11 protein-coding genes are annotated in these 15,058 nt (G+C 41.6%); 5 read left to right on the top strand and 6 right to left on the bottom strand.

The genetic code is table 11. From position 1 onward, the window contains the following. Positions 1–22 precede the first annotated feature (22 nt). On the bottom strand, positions 23–2,440 hold the full coding sequence (locus tag BM043_RS16740; RefSeq protein WP_092793732.1) for a glycoside hydrolase family 31 protein: 2,418 nt from the start codon (positions 2,438–2,440) through the stop codon (positions 23–25). 193 nt (positions 2,441–2,633) lie between these two features. Further along, the gene (locus BM043_RS16735) at positions 2,634–3,671 is read right to left on the bottom strand and encodes a LacI family DNA-binding transcriptional regulator (RefSeq protein WP_092793780.1); all 1,038 of its coding nucleotides are present in this window, start codon (positions 3,669–3,671) and stop codon (positions 2,634–2,636) included. Between the two features lie 344 nt (positions 3,672–4,015). Here BM043_RS16735 and BM043_RS16730 point away from each other — a divergent pair, with 344 nt between their 5' ends. The 4 genes from BM043_RS16730 to BM043_RS16715 all read left to right on the top strand — a co-directional run bounded on the left by BM043_RS16730 (position 4,016) and on the right by BM043_RS16715 (position 10,640). Continuing rightward, a complete protein-coding gene (locus BM043_RS16730; protein WP_245753066.1) occupies positions 4,016–5,056 on the top strand; it encodes a SusE domain-containing protein in 1,041 nt (346 codons plus the stop codon). Positions 5,057–5,096: 40 nt separating this feature from the next. Continuing rightward, a complete protein-coding gene (locus tag BM043_RS16725; RefSeq protein WP_245753065.1) occupies positions 5,097–7,937 on the top strand; it encodes an alpha-amylase family glycosyl hydrolase in 2,841 nt (946 codons plus the stop codon). A gap of 16 nt (positions 7,938–7,953) precedes the next feature. After that, positions 7,954–9,015 carry a class II fructose-bisphosphate aldolase gene (gene fbaA / locus BM043_RS16720; RefSeq protein WP_092793730.1) on the top strand — a complete coding sequence of 354 codons (1,062 nt, stop codon included), beginning with the start codon at positions 7,954–7,956 and terminating at the stop codon, positions 9,013–9,015. A gap of 74 nt (positions 9,016–9,089) precedes the next feature. After that, positions 9,090–10,640: an alpha-amylase family glycosyl hydrolase gene (locus tag BM043_RS16715; protein WP_092793728.1), complete on the top strand. Its 1,551-nt coding sequence runs from the start codon at positions 9,090–9,092 to the stop codon at positions 10,638–10,640. Between the two features lies 1 nt (position 10,641). On the opposite strand, the gene BM043_RS16710 is transcribed toward BM043_RS16715, so the two are convergent. Genes BM043_RS16710 through BM043_RS16700 form a run of 3 tightly spaced genes read right to left on the bottom strand, consistent with a single transcriptional unit; the run spans position 10,642 to position 13,023 of the window. After that, a complete protein-coding gene (locus tag BM043_RS16710) occupies positions 10,642–11,934 on the bottom strand; it encodes a D-alanyl-D-alanine carboxypeptidase/D-alanyl-D-alanine-endopeptidase (protein WP_092793727.1) in 1,293 nt (430 codons plus the stop codon). 5 nt (positions 11,935–11,939) lie between these two features. Continuing rightward, a complete protein-coding gene (locus BM043_RS16705) occupies positions 11,940–12,320 on the bottom strand; it encodes a DUF423 domain-containing protein (RefSeq protein ID WP_092793725.1) in 381 nt (126 codons plus the stop codon). 28 nt (positions 12,321–12,348) lie between these two features. Beyond that, entirely contained in the window at positions 12,349–13,023 is a 675-nt protein-coding gene (locus BM043_RS16700; RefSeq protein WP_092793724.1) for a YggS family pyridoxal phosphate-dependent enzyme, read from the bottom strand. 219 nt (positions 13,024–13,242) lie between these two features. On the opposite strand from BM043_RS16700, the gene BM043_RS16695 reads away from it, so the two are divergent. Continuing rightward, positions 13,243–13,635 (top strand): DUF302 domain-containing protein, encoded by a 393-nt coding sequence (locus BM043_RS16695; RefSeq protein ID WP_092793775.1) that lies wholly within the window; start codon positions 13,243–13,245, stop codon positions 13,633–13,635. Between the two features lie 79 nt (positions 13,636–13,714). Here BM043_RS16695 and ald read toward each other — a convergent pair whose 3' ends face one another. Further along, entirely contained in the window at positions 13,715–14,833 is a 1,119-nt protein-coding gene (gene ald, locus BM043_RS16690; RefSeq protein ID WP_092793722.1) for an alanine dehydrogenase, read from the bottom strand. Positions 14,834–15,058 lie beyond the last annotated feature (225 nt).

Genomic DNA, 15,058 nt, shown 5'->3' with positions numbered 1-15,058 from the left:
TGGGTTTGAGATAGGGATAAGGTCAGAAAAGGCCTGAGATGGTGATTTCAGTTGTCAAGTGTTCGAAAGTTATAGAATGGAGTGACTCGATTTCATAATAGGGCTGATCATGCTCAGGCAATGGATCAAATTCAGATAATTTACCTAAAAATGCAAAGTTGTTCACTTGGCTAGGTTCACTTTTTCCATTGATAGTGAGGACATCGGTTTTAAAACCATGAAGGTATAATTTCACGCTGTGGAATTTTGACTTGAAATTGCCGCTGGATTCCTCTAGGATCAATGTCATTTCTTTAGGTGAATAGTTGATCTTTCGTTTAAAAAAGCCCTTGTTCAGGTAATCGTAGCTTTCCCCATCATCTTCATAGTGGACAAATTGGTTTTCCTTTTCCCCTTTATAAAGGTGAATAGATAAAATCCCATCAGTTTCCTCTCCACAATGTGAAATAGGGGATTGGGTAGTGAAGATTGCACTTTCTTCTACCAATACTGGAAGGTAATTCAATGGTGTTTCTAAATAAATTTCTTGATTTCCGAGGTAAAATTCATCGGAATAAAGGTAATACCAAGATCCCTCAGGAAGATAGATTTTTGCAATATCCCGCGTACTTTCAATAGGGGCTACCAAAAAGTGATCGCAGAAAAGATACTGATTTTGATAGGCTGTCTGAAAAACCTTTTGGTCCAGTGGAAATGAAACCGCCAGGGATTTTGCAATCGGCAAGCCGTCTAGGGTAGATTGATAAAATTTAGAATAAATGGTCGGTAGAAGAGCATAGCGCAGTTTCATGTAATTACGGGAAATTTCCTCCACTTCTTCACCAAAGGCCCAAGGCTCTGCATCGTTGCTGTTGATCATGGAATGTGCCCTGAAAAGTGGGGCAAACGCACCCAAACTCATCCATCTGGCAAAGAGCGATTTACTGGCTTCACCTGCAAATCCCCCCACATCGTATCCGGAAAATGAAACTCCACTGATACCTAAGCTATTGACCAGCCTCACTCCAGCCATCATATGTTCTTCAGAGGCCACATTGTCTCCCGTCCAAGCAGCAGCATAGCGTTGTATTCCCGCATAGCCGGATCTGGTGAGGACAAAAGGACGTTGATTTTTACGGTTGATTTTTGAGCCTTCCTGAGCACTTCGAGCCATTTGCATTCCATAGATGTTTCTAGCTTTTCTATGAGAAACAGTTTCCCCCTCGTAGGAAAACTCAATCAAATTTGGCGTAAACTGCCCCCAAGATGCCGGCTCATTCATGTCTGTCCAAAAACCATCCACACCGGCTTCGGTATAAAAAGCCATTTTCTCAGCCCACCACGCTCGGGTTTGCTTATGGGTAAAATCCGGAAAGGCACACCAACCCGGCCAGACTTGCGCTTGGTATTCCTCTCCATCCGGATAATTGACAAATAGCCCCTGTTTTTTTCCCTCTTCGTAGGGCAAATACCCCTTTTCAGTTTTGATACCCGGATCCATAATGACCACCACTTTAAAGCCTTTCTTTTTGAGTTCAGCAATCAGGCTTTTCGGATCTGGAAAATTTTTTCCGTCAAAAGTGAAAACTTTATAAGATTCCATGTGGTGAATGTCCAAGTAGATCACGTCTGCCGGCATATCTTTGTCCCTGAAGGTATTAGCGAGGGTTTTTACCTCTGAGTCAGGATAATAGCTGTATCGGCATTGCTGAAAACCCAAAGACCAAATAGGCGGGAGTTCCATTCTTCCGGTAAGCGCGGTATAGCTCGATATGATTTCAGAAACGCTTGGACGATAAATGAAAAAATAATTCATATCACCGTCTTCAGCACCGAAGTAAACAAAGCGATTGGTGCTCGCGCCGAAATTGAAAACTGACTTATGGGTGTTGTCAAAGAATATACCGTAGTTGGCTTTTTCGTGAATCCCGATGTAAAAAGGAATACTCATATAAAGCGGATCATCCCCAACTCCGTAAGCAAAATAGTCCGTGTTCCAATTGGTATAGGCCTTTCCTGCACGATTGAGGTTTCCGGTTTTTTCGCCGAGTCCGATAAATTTTTCCTCTGGTCTTACACGTTTATAGCAGCTGACTTCTGTTCCAATCCAAGAAATACCTAAAGAATCGTCTTCGTTGATCAATTCCCCATCCAGAGTAAAAAAGCGAATTAAAAATCCCGAAAGTTTGACCTCTACCCTGAGCAGATCAGTGGTGATGGTGATTTTATTTGAATCATTTTCTATCGAAAATTTGACCGTTTTGGGGGACTGTAAGACCGCGTAGGGGTTGGATTCAAATTCAGCATATTTGCCAGCTTGGATTCTTATCGTGCCGGAATCATAAACAGACAGCTGAAAATATGCTTCACTGGTTTTTCCTTTGATCCCGAATTCAAATTCGTTCCATTCTGTCACGTTTCCCATCCCTAAATGGCGCGATGATGAATTATTTTGAGGCATAATGCTAATTGATTTTAGCTGATTAAAAGTGATCTATCATCGCTAATTTAGAAACGATTATCAAACCTAAAAATCCGCGATACAGGTAGTATAAGCAGGTTTTATCGATACCCAAAACCTTAAAACTGCTTACCGAAAGAAATTTGCCCTATTCAATCGATTGCATCATTTTTTTTAATTGGATGGAAAAAAATCAGGATTTTAAGCGCACAGATGATTTTCTGACCAAAAGTTCCGTGTCTAGGGTAACAGGAAGCTCTATTTCTGAAGCTTCAATTTTTTTCTCAATAATGTCCAAAAGGATCTCGGTAGCTTTGGCACCCATATTAAATCCAGGTTGCGCCACAGAGGAAAGGCTAGGGTCGATCATTGAGCAAAATTGCCAATTGCTAAAGCCTACAATTCCCACATCTTCGGGAATTCTTAATCCCATAGCTTTGCAAGCTAGCATCGCGCCGACCGCAGCCATATCATTATTGGCAAAGAAAGCATCTGGCTTCTGCTCTAGATTTTGAAAAAGATCTTTGGTGATGCGCTGACTTTCATCATCTGTGCCGACGGGACATTCGATGATATATTCCGGGTTGATTTCCATACCATGATTAGCCAATGCATCCCGATAGCCGCGTTCCCGCTCCTTACTGATCATCAAGCTTTTTGGTCCAGCAAGATGAGCTATTCGCTCGTAACCTTGATGGATGAGATGCGTCACGGCATCGAAAGCACCTTTATAATCATCGACCATGACATTGATGGCGTTTGGAATGGCAGGAACACGATCGAAAAATACTATAGGAAAGCCTTGATCCAGTAATTTGGAAAAGTGCTCAAAATCCTCCGTCTCTTTTGAATAACTGACCAAAAAACCATCGATTTGGTTGGAAAGCATGGTTTCAATACTTGATTTTTCGCGAGCTAGTTTCTCATTGGTCTGAGTCAAGATCACATTATATCCTCTGGAATATGCGACTTCTTCTATTCCACTGATGACTGTGGAGAAAAAGAAATGAACCACCTCAGGGATAATTACTCCGATGGTATATGACCTACTTTTTCGAAGCGAAAGGGCAATGGCGTTGGGTCGGTAATTGAGTTTTTCGGCCAACTCTTTCACTTTTCGCTTGGTTTCGTCGGAAATACCCGGATAATCTTTTAATGCTCTGGAAACCGTGGAGGAGGAGACATTCAGTTCTCTTGCAATATCTTTAATAGTGGCTTGACCGATTTTCATAAAATTATATTTTTCCGAGAAATGAATATACACTTTAATCGCTTTCTCAGAAATCAATTCTCAATATAGCCGTAAAATTAAATTTCCAAAACATTGAATGTAAAGAACTTGTAGGTAAAAAAATCTTTTGGAATGCAAACGTTAACGCAATCGTTTGCAATAAAAATTTAGTAGTTTTTTCCACATGAGCTATTGAAACTTTGATTTTTCATGAATATACTTTCAACTGGGAAGCGAAAAACCATTTTAGTTTTTTCTCTTCCTATCCGAATAGCAAGTTGACCATCTAGAAAAAAATTGTACAAAATCAAGAATTCAACCCTAATTAATTAACAATAAACTCTATGAAAGTACTTCGACAAATTGGATGGGGATTGGCTTTAATGCCGGTCCTTTTGGCATGTGAATCGTACGAAATGCCACCTATTATTCCTCAAACAGGAGCTGCATTGAGCAGTCCTTCTGCTGGTTCCACTTTGGTATTGACCAATGAATCGGCCGAAGAAGTAATTGAATTTCAGGTGACTTCCGCAGATTTTGGAATGCAAGGTACCGTATCTTACACCCTTGAAATGGACCTTGCCGGTGCTGGATTTTCGGATCCGGTCGAATTGGGAACTTCTACCTCAAATATCATTGAGGTAGTTGCTCAGGATATCAACGATGAATTGATCGCTAAAGGAGCCGTTGCAGAAACTGCTACAGAAACTGAGTTTCGAGTGAAATCTTCGATTAATCAGCCACTTTCTCCTATTTATGGGGACGTAGTGACGCTTTCAGTCACTCCGTTTGCTGCGTTTGTGGATTATCCGGTGTTGTATGTACCAGGTGATTATCAGGGTTGGAATATCGCCAATGAAGCGACCACCTTGAAATCCGTCAACTTTGACGATGTTTATCAAGGGTACGTTCATATTCTTCCCGGTGGATCAGGAGAATTCAAAGTGTCTGAAACTAACGAATGGGTGGATGGAAGAAACTACGGCGATAATGATGCCGATGGAGACCTCGATCCCGACGGTGCAAATATCAAGGTGGAAGAATTTGGAACGTTTTACATGGAGGTAGATCTGGATGCCAAGACTTACACGCTGAGCGATCCGCTTTATTGGGGAGTTATCGGTGATGCCACAGAAGGTGGCTGGGATGCGGAAACCAAAATGCAATTTGATAACGAAAATAACGTGTTGACGCTCACGACTGATTTGACAACAGGTAATATTAAATTTCGAGCCAACGAAAACTGGGACTACAACTACGGGGGTGCTGATGGTGAGTTGACCACCGGGGGAGCTGATATTCCAGTGGCAGAGGCGGGTAATTATACCATTACGCTCAATTTTAATGATCCAGAGATCGTAACTTACACGCTTACTAAAAATTAAACTGATTTTCAGTTAAATTGGCTTAATCCGGCTTTGGAAGATGTTTTTTCCAGAGCCGGATTCTCCCCTTTCAAATGCTATGATGAAAAAGACCTTGTCCCGAATATTCTTTGCTCTAGGGCTTTTATGGAGCTCTTCACTTTTTGCACAAGTCAGCACTGAACCTTCCGTTCCCAATGCTTCAGCGCCTGTCAAAATCATTTACGATGCATCTGAGGGAACTACGGGTCTGGAGGATTGCAACTGTGACGTTTACATTCACATCGGTGCGGTGACAGAGGGTCCAGAATCCACCACTTGGTCTATTGTGCCTTTTGAATGGGGACAGGATATTCCTGAAGCCAAAATGACCAAGGTCGAGGGAGAGGATAATATTTATACTTTTGAATTGACTCCGGATGACTTTTTTGAAAACCCCAATGGACAAACTATTTATCGGTTAGGGATGGTTTTTAGAAATGTTGATGGTACTAGAGAAGGAAAAACGTCCTCCAATTCAGACTTCTTTGTTGACCTCAGTCAAGGATTTGGGGTTCAAATTACGGATCCTTCCGGGCCTTCACTTTCGCTGGAAGTAGGAGAAGGGTATTCAGTAAAAGCAGAAACTTCCGAGGAAGCGGAAATCAGTTTCGAATTGGATGGTGAACAAGTCGCAACTGTGGCCTCATCCACTTCTCTGACTTATGATTTTGTAGCCACAGAACCGGGAAGTTTTAGGCTTGAGGCGATTGCCACCGCTGGAGGGGAGACCGATACTCAATCTCTGGATATTGTTGTTTTTGGAGCTTCGCAAATTGAGGAATTGCCTGCGGGTGCACGATTGGGGATCAATTATATTTCAGATACAGAAGTCATTTTGGCACTTCAGGCACCGGGAAAGAAACTTGCCCATGTCATTGGAGATTTTAATGATTGGGAAGTCTTGCCCGAATACCAAATGAATAGAACTCCTGATGGGGAGATCTTCTGGCTGAGAATTGAAAATCTCGTTCCTCAACAAGAGTATATTTTCCAATATTTAGTAGACGCCAGTATTCGAATAGGGGATCCCTATGCGGACAAAACCTCTGATCCATTTAATGATCAGGAAATAATTACTCAAGGTAGATACCCGGGTTTGAAACCTTTTCCTGCGGGGAAAACTAATTTTCAAGCTACCTACCTTCAGACAGCCCAAGAGCCTTTTGAGTGGCAAAATACAAACTATGAAAAGCCAGCTCCCGAAAATTTGGTAGTTTATGAGCTATTGGTAAGGGATTTTGATGAAGAGAGAACCTATCAGGCGGTTATCGATCGGTTGGATTATTTGGAAGAGCTCGGGGTTAATGCTATCGAATTGATGCCAGTGGGTGAATTTGAAGGAAACCTTTCCTGGGGATACAATCCTTCGTTTTTCTTTGCTCCGGATAAATATTATGGAACCAAAAATGATCTGAAAAGGCTCATTGACGCGGCTCATGGAAAAGGAATGGTCGTGATTTTGGATATGGTGCTCAATCATGCTTTTGGTCAAAATCCCATGGTCAGACTTTACAATGATGGAGACTATGGAGCACCTACCGAAGATAATCCATGGTTTAATCGCGTCGCCAAGCACCCATTTAATGTGGGCTATGATTTCAACCACGAAAGTGAATACACCCGGGAATTTGTCGATAGTGTGAATAATTACTGGTTGACTGAATATAAAGTAGATGGATTTCGCTTTGACTTGTCCAAGGGATTTACCCAAGTCAACTCCGGGGATAATGTGAACTTTTGGTCCCAATATGATCCCAGTCGGATCGCAATCTGGAAACATATCTATGATCAAATCAAAGCCAACCATCCCGATGCTTATGTGATTTTGGAGCATTTGGCAGCCAATGATGAGGAAAAAGAGCTGGCCGATTATGGCTTGATGTTTTGGGGAAATATGAATGGAGATTTCCGAGAATTGGCCAAAGGAGAAAATCGCTCATTTAACTGGGCATATCACGGAGAGCGGGATTGGAATGAACCGAATCTGATTGCCTATCAAGAATCCCACGATGAAGAACGCGTCATGTGGGAATCATTGAATTTTGGTAATACATCTCTACTGAATATTCGGGAGCTCGAAAATGCTATCAATCGAAATCAGCTGTTGACCGCCTTCTTTTTTGCTGTTCCCGGACCCAAAATGCTATGGCAGTTTGGGGAGTTTGGATATGATGAGGAGCTGAACAATGACCGGCTGGGAATCAAACCTACGCGATGGGAATACCTGGACGATCCGCAGCGAAATAGGCTTTTTCAGCTGTATAAAGAAATGATTCATTTACGGACAGCGCATCAAGTTTTTAGCAATCCTGAGGAGGTGGTTTTGACCTTGAGTGGCAATGTGAAATCCATTATTCTGGAGCATGCAGATATGGATGTGGTTATTCATGGGAATTTTGGCTTGAGTAATGCTGGGAATGTGCCTTTGGCTTTTCCATCGACGGGTACCTGGTATAATTATTTTACTGGAGAGGAATTTAATGTCACCGGATCGACGGTGAACTTTAATTTGAGGCCATCAGAATTTTATCTGTTTACCAATGAGCGGCTTCCTACACCTGAGCGTGGAATTTTGCAGGAGGATTTTGTTACTTCTATTCCGAGGGAGCCGGTCAATTCTTCAGAATTTGCTGTGTATCCCAACCCGAGCAGCGGACAGCTTTTTGTGCAGCTGCCAAAAGGAATGAATGAGGCCAATTATCGAATTATTGATATGACCGGCAAGGAAGTGAAAGAAGGGCAAACTACCACTGATAATCAGATTTTAGAATTCGATTTAGGGAATATTAAAGCGGGTCTTTATATCTTTGAGGCGTTTGATACCAGACGAGTGCTCCACCAGCGCTTTATTAAAAATTAACCAAACCTAATTCGTAATGAAATTTAAACCTGGAGTAAAGTACGGACAAGAGCTCAGAGATCTTTATGCTTACGCAAAAGAAAGTGAGTTTGCATTACCGGCCGTCAATGTCATCGGGACCAATTCTGTCAATGCAGTATTGGAAACCGCCAAAAAAGTAAATTCTCCCGTAATCATACAATTCTCCAATGGAGGTGCTCAGTTTTTTGCCGGAAAAGGCCTAGCCAATGATAAGCAGCAAGCAAGTATCGCCGGAGCGGTATCGGGTGCGCACCATGTGCACCAAATGGCCGAAGCCTATGGAGTTCCTGTGATTTTGCATACCGATCATGCAGCGAAAAAATTGCTGCCTTGGATCGATGGAATGCTAGAAGCAGGTAAAGCTTATTATGAAATTCACAAGCGGCCATTGTATAGTTCACACATGCTGGATCTATCTGAGGAGCCTTTGGAGGAAAATGTAGAGATTTCATGTAATTACTTCCGTGAATTCGAGAAGCTTCAAATGGCTATCGAAATCGAACTCGGTGTGACAGGAGGAGAGGAAGACGGAGTGGACAATACCGACATCGATTCTTCGAAACTTTATACCCAGCCAGAAGAAGTGGCATATGCTTACGAGCACCTGAAGCAAATCGGTGATTTATTTACTATCGCTGCAGCTTTCGGAAACGTACACGGAGTCTACAAGCCTGGAAACGTGAGTCTGAAACCAATCATTTTGAAGAATTCTCAGGATTTCATCAATACCAAATATGGTACAATTGGCAAGCCATTGAATTTCGTGTTCCATGGAGGTTCAGGATCTTCCCTTGAGGAAATCAGAGAAGCCAATTCTTATGGCTCTATCAAAATGAATATCGATACGGATATGCAATGGGCAACTTGGGAAGGTATTCTTAACTATTACAAGAAAAATGAAGGTTACCTTCAGACCCAACTGGGAAATCCAGAAGGTCCGGATAGTCCAAATAAAAAGTTTTATGATCCTCGCGTTTGGTTGCGCAAAGGTGAAGAAGCATTTGTCAAGCGTCTTGAGGTCGCTTTTGATATGCTCAACGCAGTCAACCGAAACTAATCAGACTTGAAAAAGAAAAAGAAAAGTCACTTGGATCAGGTGACTTTTTCTTTTCCCAAAAAGAAAAATTAACCATGAAAAGATCCTTGATTCCCACAGTTTTGACTGTTTTTAGCTTGGTTTCTTGCCAAGAGAAAAGAGACGTTCAGCCCGTAAACTATTGGCCAAAAGCCGGTGTGACTTACGAGATATTTGTTCAGTCATTTTACGATTCGAATGGAGATGGGATAGGGGATTTTAATGGAGTTACCCAAAAACTCGATTATGTAGAGGAATTAGGTGCCGATGCCATTTGGTTTATGCCGATTATGCCCTCACCAACTTATCACAAGTATGATGTGACGGATTACAAGGCTGTTCACCCGGATTATGGCACGATGGATGATTTCAAAAATCTCCTAGCAGAAGCTCATAAGCGGGATATCAAAATTGTGATCGATATGATTATCAATCATACTTCCAATCAGCATCCTTGGTTTTTAGAGTCCAAATCCGGAAGAGACAATCCGTATCGGGATTATTATGTTTGGGCACAAAAAGACACGATTGCCGATTACTTAAATAAAAAGGTGATTACCCTCGACTCCGATAACATCCAGCAATGGCATGATCCGGGAGAGGGAGAGGATTTCTACTATGGTTTTTTCTGGGGAGGAATGCCTGATTTGAATTTTGACAATCCTAAAGTACGGGAGGAAATCTATGAAATCGGGCGTTTTTGGCTGGAAGAAATCGGAGTGGATGGATTTAGATTGGATGCAGCCAAGCATATTTTTCCGGATGACAGACCGAGCGATAATCATGAGTTTTGGAAGGAGTTTCGTGCCGAAATGGAAAAAATCAAACCCGATGTTTATTTGGTCGGCGAAGTGTATGACAAAAAAGAAGTGGTAGCACCTTACTTACCAGGCTTGCCAGCGCTTTTTAATTTTGACTTTCACTATACTTTGCTGGAAGCTTTTAACACAGAAAATGGGATGATCCTGCCCGAAAAGCAAAAAGAGATCATCGATTTTTACCAGAATATCACCTCCGAATTTATCGATGCTACCATCTCTTCCAATCACGACCAACCTAGACTTCTCAATGAGCTAGGTTCGGATCCTGACAAGCAAAAACAAGCCATCGCAGTGATGATGTCCATGCCTGGCGCTCCTTACATTTACTATGGGGAAGAGATCGGTATGAAAGGAATTAAACCCGATGAACATATACGAGAACCTTTTCTTTGGGATGAAAAAGATAAAGACAGTGGGAGAGCGACATGGATTGAGTCAAAATATTCAATCGATGGGGAAGTCACTCCCTTGGCGCAGCAGCGGGAAGATCCCAATAGCTTTTTTAATCACTACAAACAATTGATTGCCTTACGAAATACCAATCCGGCTTTGGCTATTGGTTCCTTGGAATTGCCAGAAGCAACCTTTCCAGCTACCATAATGGCTTACTTCCGAAATTATGAAAACCAATCTGTTTTTGCGATCCATAATATCGGACAAGAAGAGGTGAAGATCGAAATCCCAGAGAACTACACGGAATCCTTGTTTGAATTTGGGAAAGTTGGAATCAATGGATCTGAAGTGGTTTTAGGACCGCAGTCTTCAATGATTTTAGAGAAAAAATAGATTAAAAATTATCCCGAACGAGCAAAAGAACTTTCTCCATTTCTCGTCGGATTTCGGAGGTTTTTTGGGGGTAGTTAGAATTCATAAAGGCAAAGCAATACGTTTTGCCTTTAGTAGTTTGTATCAGACCTACCAAGCTGTGATTGTTGCTCATTGTACCGGTTTTGGCAAAAATGTAAGGTTCTCGAGCCTGATAGTTAGTTTTGATTGTGCCGGACACTCCACCCGTAGGAAGGAGTTCTTTAAGCTGATCATCAGGGAGCACTCGATATATTTTTTCAAAAAGTGCAACCATACTTCTCGGGGTGAATAAATTGTAGCGGCTAAGGCCACTGCCATCAATCCAGATCGGTTCATCCGGCAAATCATACAAATAGGTTTTCAAGACAAATTCGATGGCCCGCTCAATGTCAATTTCACCAAAAATCCGATCCGAAACCATGTACATCAATTGCTCCGCTAAAAAATTGTCACTCTCAAGCATCATTTCTTTGAGAATAGGGTAAAGTGGAGCGGCTCTCCAAATCTGATGGTTTTTGGGTAGAGAATCAGACTTGTATATCCAAGGTTTGCCGGTTTCTAAGGAGGCCAACTGAACAAACAGCTTCGGAGAAGTAATAAAAGGAATATAATCTTCTCTGCCACGATAGCTTTTGGGGTTGTAGTAAAAGCGATTGGAATGAAAATCACGTTCCAAATCCTTGATATCGGATGAGGTAGAAAATACTGCATCTTGAAAAAAAGGGGGACTTACTCTGGGCGGTCTGCTGGATCGCTCGACTTTGATCAGGTTTCCATAAATCGGCAAAGAAGACCGCTCAGCGGAAAAATAATAATAATAGTCATCCCATTGCCAACCACTCCCGAAAGGTGTTGATTTTAGGTTTGCATCAGAGAATTGGATGATTTTAGCGGACTTGAAGAAGTTTTGGTAGTCGGGTTGATAGAGATCGAGGTAGTTCCAGCTGGGATCTCCTGAGCCCCAGATCTTCAAGGTGTCTCCGGACTGGACATATCTTAGGGTTTGGGTACTGTCATTCAGAATGACCAAACTGGAAAAAAGAGTGAATAGCTTGGTTGTGGAAGCGGGAGTAAATCGGATATGAGAATTTTTCTCAAACAAAACCCGCTGTGAATCCAAATCGTAAAGCATGAAGCCTGTCAGATGACCTCCGAAAAACCCTTCATCACCAAGTATAGATTCCAGTTTGGCGTATTGCTCTTGACTGACTTGAGCATGAACCAATGGAAGGTAGAAAATCAAAAAAACCAAGAAGGTAAGCCTTTTTTGCATTTAACTTATCTTTTTGTAACCGTCCAAAAAATCCCTACCCAGCCCAAAATAAAGGCGATTCCACCGATGGGAGTGATTGCACCAAGCCAGGTAATGTTGGTGATCGATAGGATATAAAGAGAACCGGAGAAGATGATGATTCCAATGATTAAATTGATTGCCGAAAAAGACATTCCTCGCAGGTATCCGACTCTGCTGTTGGATAATATGCCTACTAATAGCAAGGTAATGGCATGGTAAAAATGATATTTGACAGCCGTCTCAAAAGTTTCGGTTCGTCCATTTTTTGCCAAAATATCTTCCAATCCATGGGCGCCAAATGCGCCGATTCCGACAGCAAGGGCACCGAGAATTGCGGCTACTTGAATAATTTGTTTAGGGTTCATGGGGTGTTGGAATATTAAGAAGTTTAATTCAGTTGTAATTTCTGGCTCCGAATATAGAGGAACCAATTCTCACCATTGTACTTCCTTCCTCTTGGGCAACCCGATAATCGCTGCTCATTCCCATGGAAAGTTCCTCCAGTTGCATAAAATCAGGTAAGTCTCTCTTTTTGATTTCTTCAAAGAGCGTTTTAAGACCCTTAAATTCCTTTCTGATTTGATCCTGATTAGTTGTTAAGGTAGCCATTCCCATCAGACCTTTGATGTTTACGTGACTTAATTTTTTGAATTCATCAGAATTCAGCATTTCCTCTAGTTCTGCAATGTCAAAACCAAATTTACTTTCTTCCTCGGCAATGTGGATTTGAAGGAGAACAGAAATCTTCCGATCTATTTTTTCGCCTTGCTTATTGATTTCGCTCAACAGCTTAAATGAATCCACACTGTGAATCAAATGGATAAAAGGCGCGATGTACTTGACTTTGTTTCGTTGTAAATGTCCGATCATATGCCATCGGGTATCATCCGGCATTTCGGGCTCCTTGGCCTGAATTTCCTGTACTTTGTTTTCTCCAAAATCCCTTACACCAGCTTCATAGGCTTCTAAAAGGTCTGCTATCGGTTTGGTTTTGCTTACGGCTATCAGCAGACAGTCAGGGTTGAAAAAAGAGGATTTTATATCATGCAAATTTTCTGCAATGTTCATTGTCTTGTTTTTAGGGTTGGCTTAGTAAAGATAAATTCTCTTAGGAGAATCACCTAGGCGTTTTACAAATCTCTTTTATTCGAAGTGATAAATACATTAAAGGGTTTCGATTCTTTTGAAAAAAATTTTCGGATTGCCTTTTCCATATCATTTTGTGACTTTTCACACGGGAGGTACGCTCAGATTTTTGTAAGTTTATTATTCACCAAAGTCAATGATATGTCATATTATAAGGAAAAAATACTCGAAAGAAATTCTCTGCAAGAAATCAGAGATGAAGTAGAAGCCGCCTTGAAAATTGAGGGTTTTGGGATTTTGACTGAAATCGACATTCAGGCGACGATGAAAAAGAAATTGGGAAAAGATTATGCCCCTTATTTGATTTTAGGTGCCTGCAATCCTGTTTTTGCAGACAAAGTATTGGAAGCAGAACCCCATATCGGGACCTTACTTCCGTGCAATGTCACGATTCGTGAAATTAAAAATAAATCATACGAAGTGGCGGTAATGGATCCTGCTGCGGCAATGGCAGCTGTCAAGAATCCCGAAATTGAAACTCTCGCCAAAGAGGTAAGGGAAAAACTGATGAGGGTACTGGAAAATCTAAATTAACCCCTCCTTTGTATTCATAGAAAAAGCTGAATTCAATCAAGAATTCAGCTTTTTAATTTTATGGATAGTTTAATGATAATTAGTCCATTAGATATTTTTCGACAGGAACATAAGAAAGATCAAAAGCTTCTGCCACCGCCTTGTAAACGATTTCTCCGTTGATCACATTAAGCCCAGGGACTAATTCCGGGTTTTCTTGTGCAGCTTTTTTCCAGCCTTTGTCGGCGAGTTGCATCGCGTAAGGAAGGGTAGCGTTTGTCAATGCCAAGGTAGAAGTATAAGGTACCGCTCCAGGCATGTTTGCCACGCAATAGTGAACCACATCATCGATAATGAAGGTTGGGTTTTCGTGAGTCGTAGGCTTGCAGGTTTCGATGCATCCGCCTTGGTCGACTGCGACATCCACGAGGACAGTTCCAGGTTTCATTTCCTTCAGCATATCTCTGGTGATCAAATGTGGCGCCTTCGCCCCAGGGATCAATACCGCTCCGATAATCAAATCAGAGGATTTGATCATGTTTCTGATATTGTATTCATTTGACATCATGGTATTCACATTGGCTGGCATCACATCGTCCAAGTATCGCATTCGCTGAAGTGAAACATCCATAATAGTCACATCTGCGCCTAATCCGGCAGCCATCCATGCGGCTTGTGTTCCCACAATTCCACCACCTAAGATCAAAACCTTGGCGGGAAGTACACCTGGGACACCTCCTAAAAGGATCCCTCTCCCTTTAAGTGGTTTTTCCAGATAGTTTGCCCCCTTTTGTACTGCCATTCGGCCGGCGACTTCGGACATTGGAATCAAAAGCGGCAGACTTCTGTCGACTTTTTCCACAGTCTCATAAGCAAGACAAACAGATTTGCTTTCTATCATCGCTTTAGTCAGCGGCTCATAGGAAGCAAAATGAAAATAGGTAAACAATAATTGACCTTCTTTGATCAATTTATACTCAGGTTCGATCGGCTCTTTGACTTTCATAATCATCTCGGCGATTTCATAAGTTGCCTCGATGGTGGGAAGGATTTGAGCTCCGGCAGCTTCATATGTCTCGTCACTGAATCCGCTACCTTCACCTGCCGTATGCTGAACATAGACGGTATGTCCTCTCTTAACCAATTCCTTGGCGCCGGCCGGAGTCAGAGCTACCCGGTTTTCGTTATTTTTAATTTCTTTGGGAACACCTATTATCATGACTTGTCAATTTGGATTTATAATTTGACGGCAAAGATAAATGCCAAAGCATTCGAAAAAGAACAAAAGCGAATAGAATTTTGTCTGATTTCGAAAATTTATTTTTTTCAAAACTTTATTCTTAAAATTCATCTGTATATAAAGAATATTTCAAAATTTAAATTTTAAGCATTGATAATTTTGAGAATTTATTTTTGCAAAAGAAGTGTTCGACAATAGATTTTA

The organism is Algoriphagus hitonicola (genome assembly GCF_900113375.1).
GTDB classification, from domain to species: Bacteria; Bacteroidota; Bacteroidia; order Cytophagales; family Cyclobacteriaceae; genus Algoriphagus; species Algoriphagus hitonicola.
Note: the sequence above shows the minus strand (reverse complement) of the source record. Positions and strands in the feature narration are given on the sequence as shown.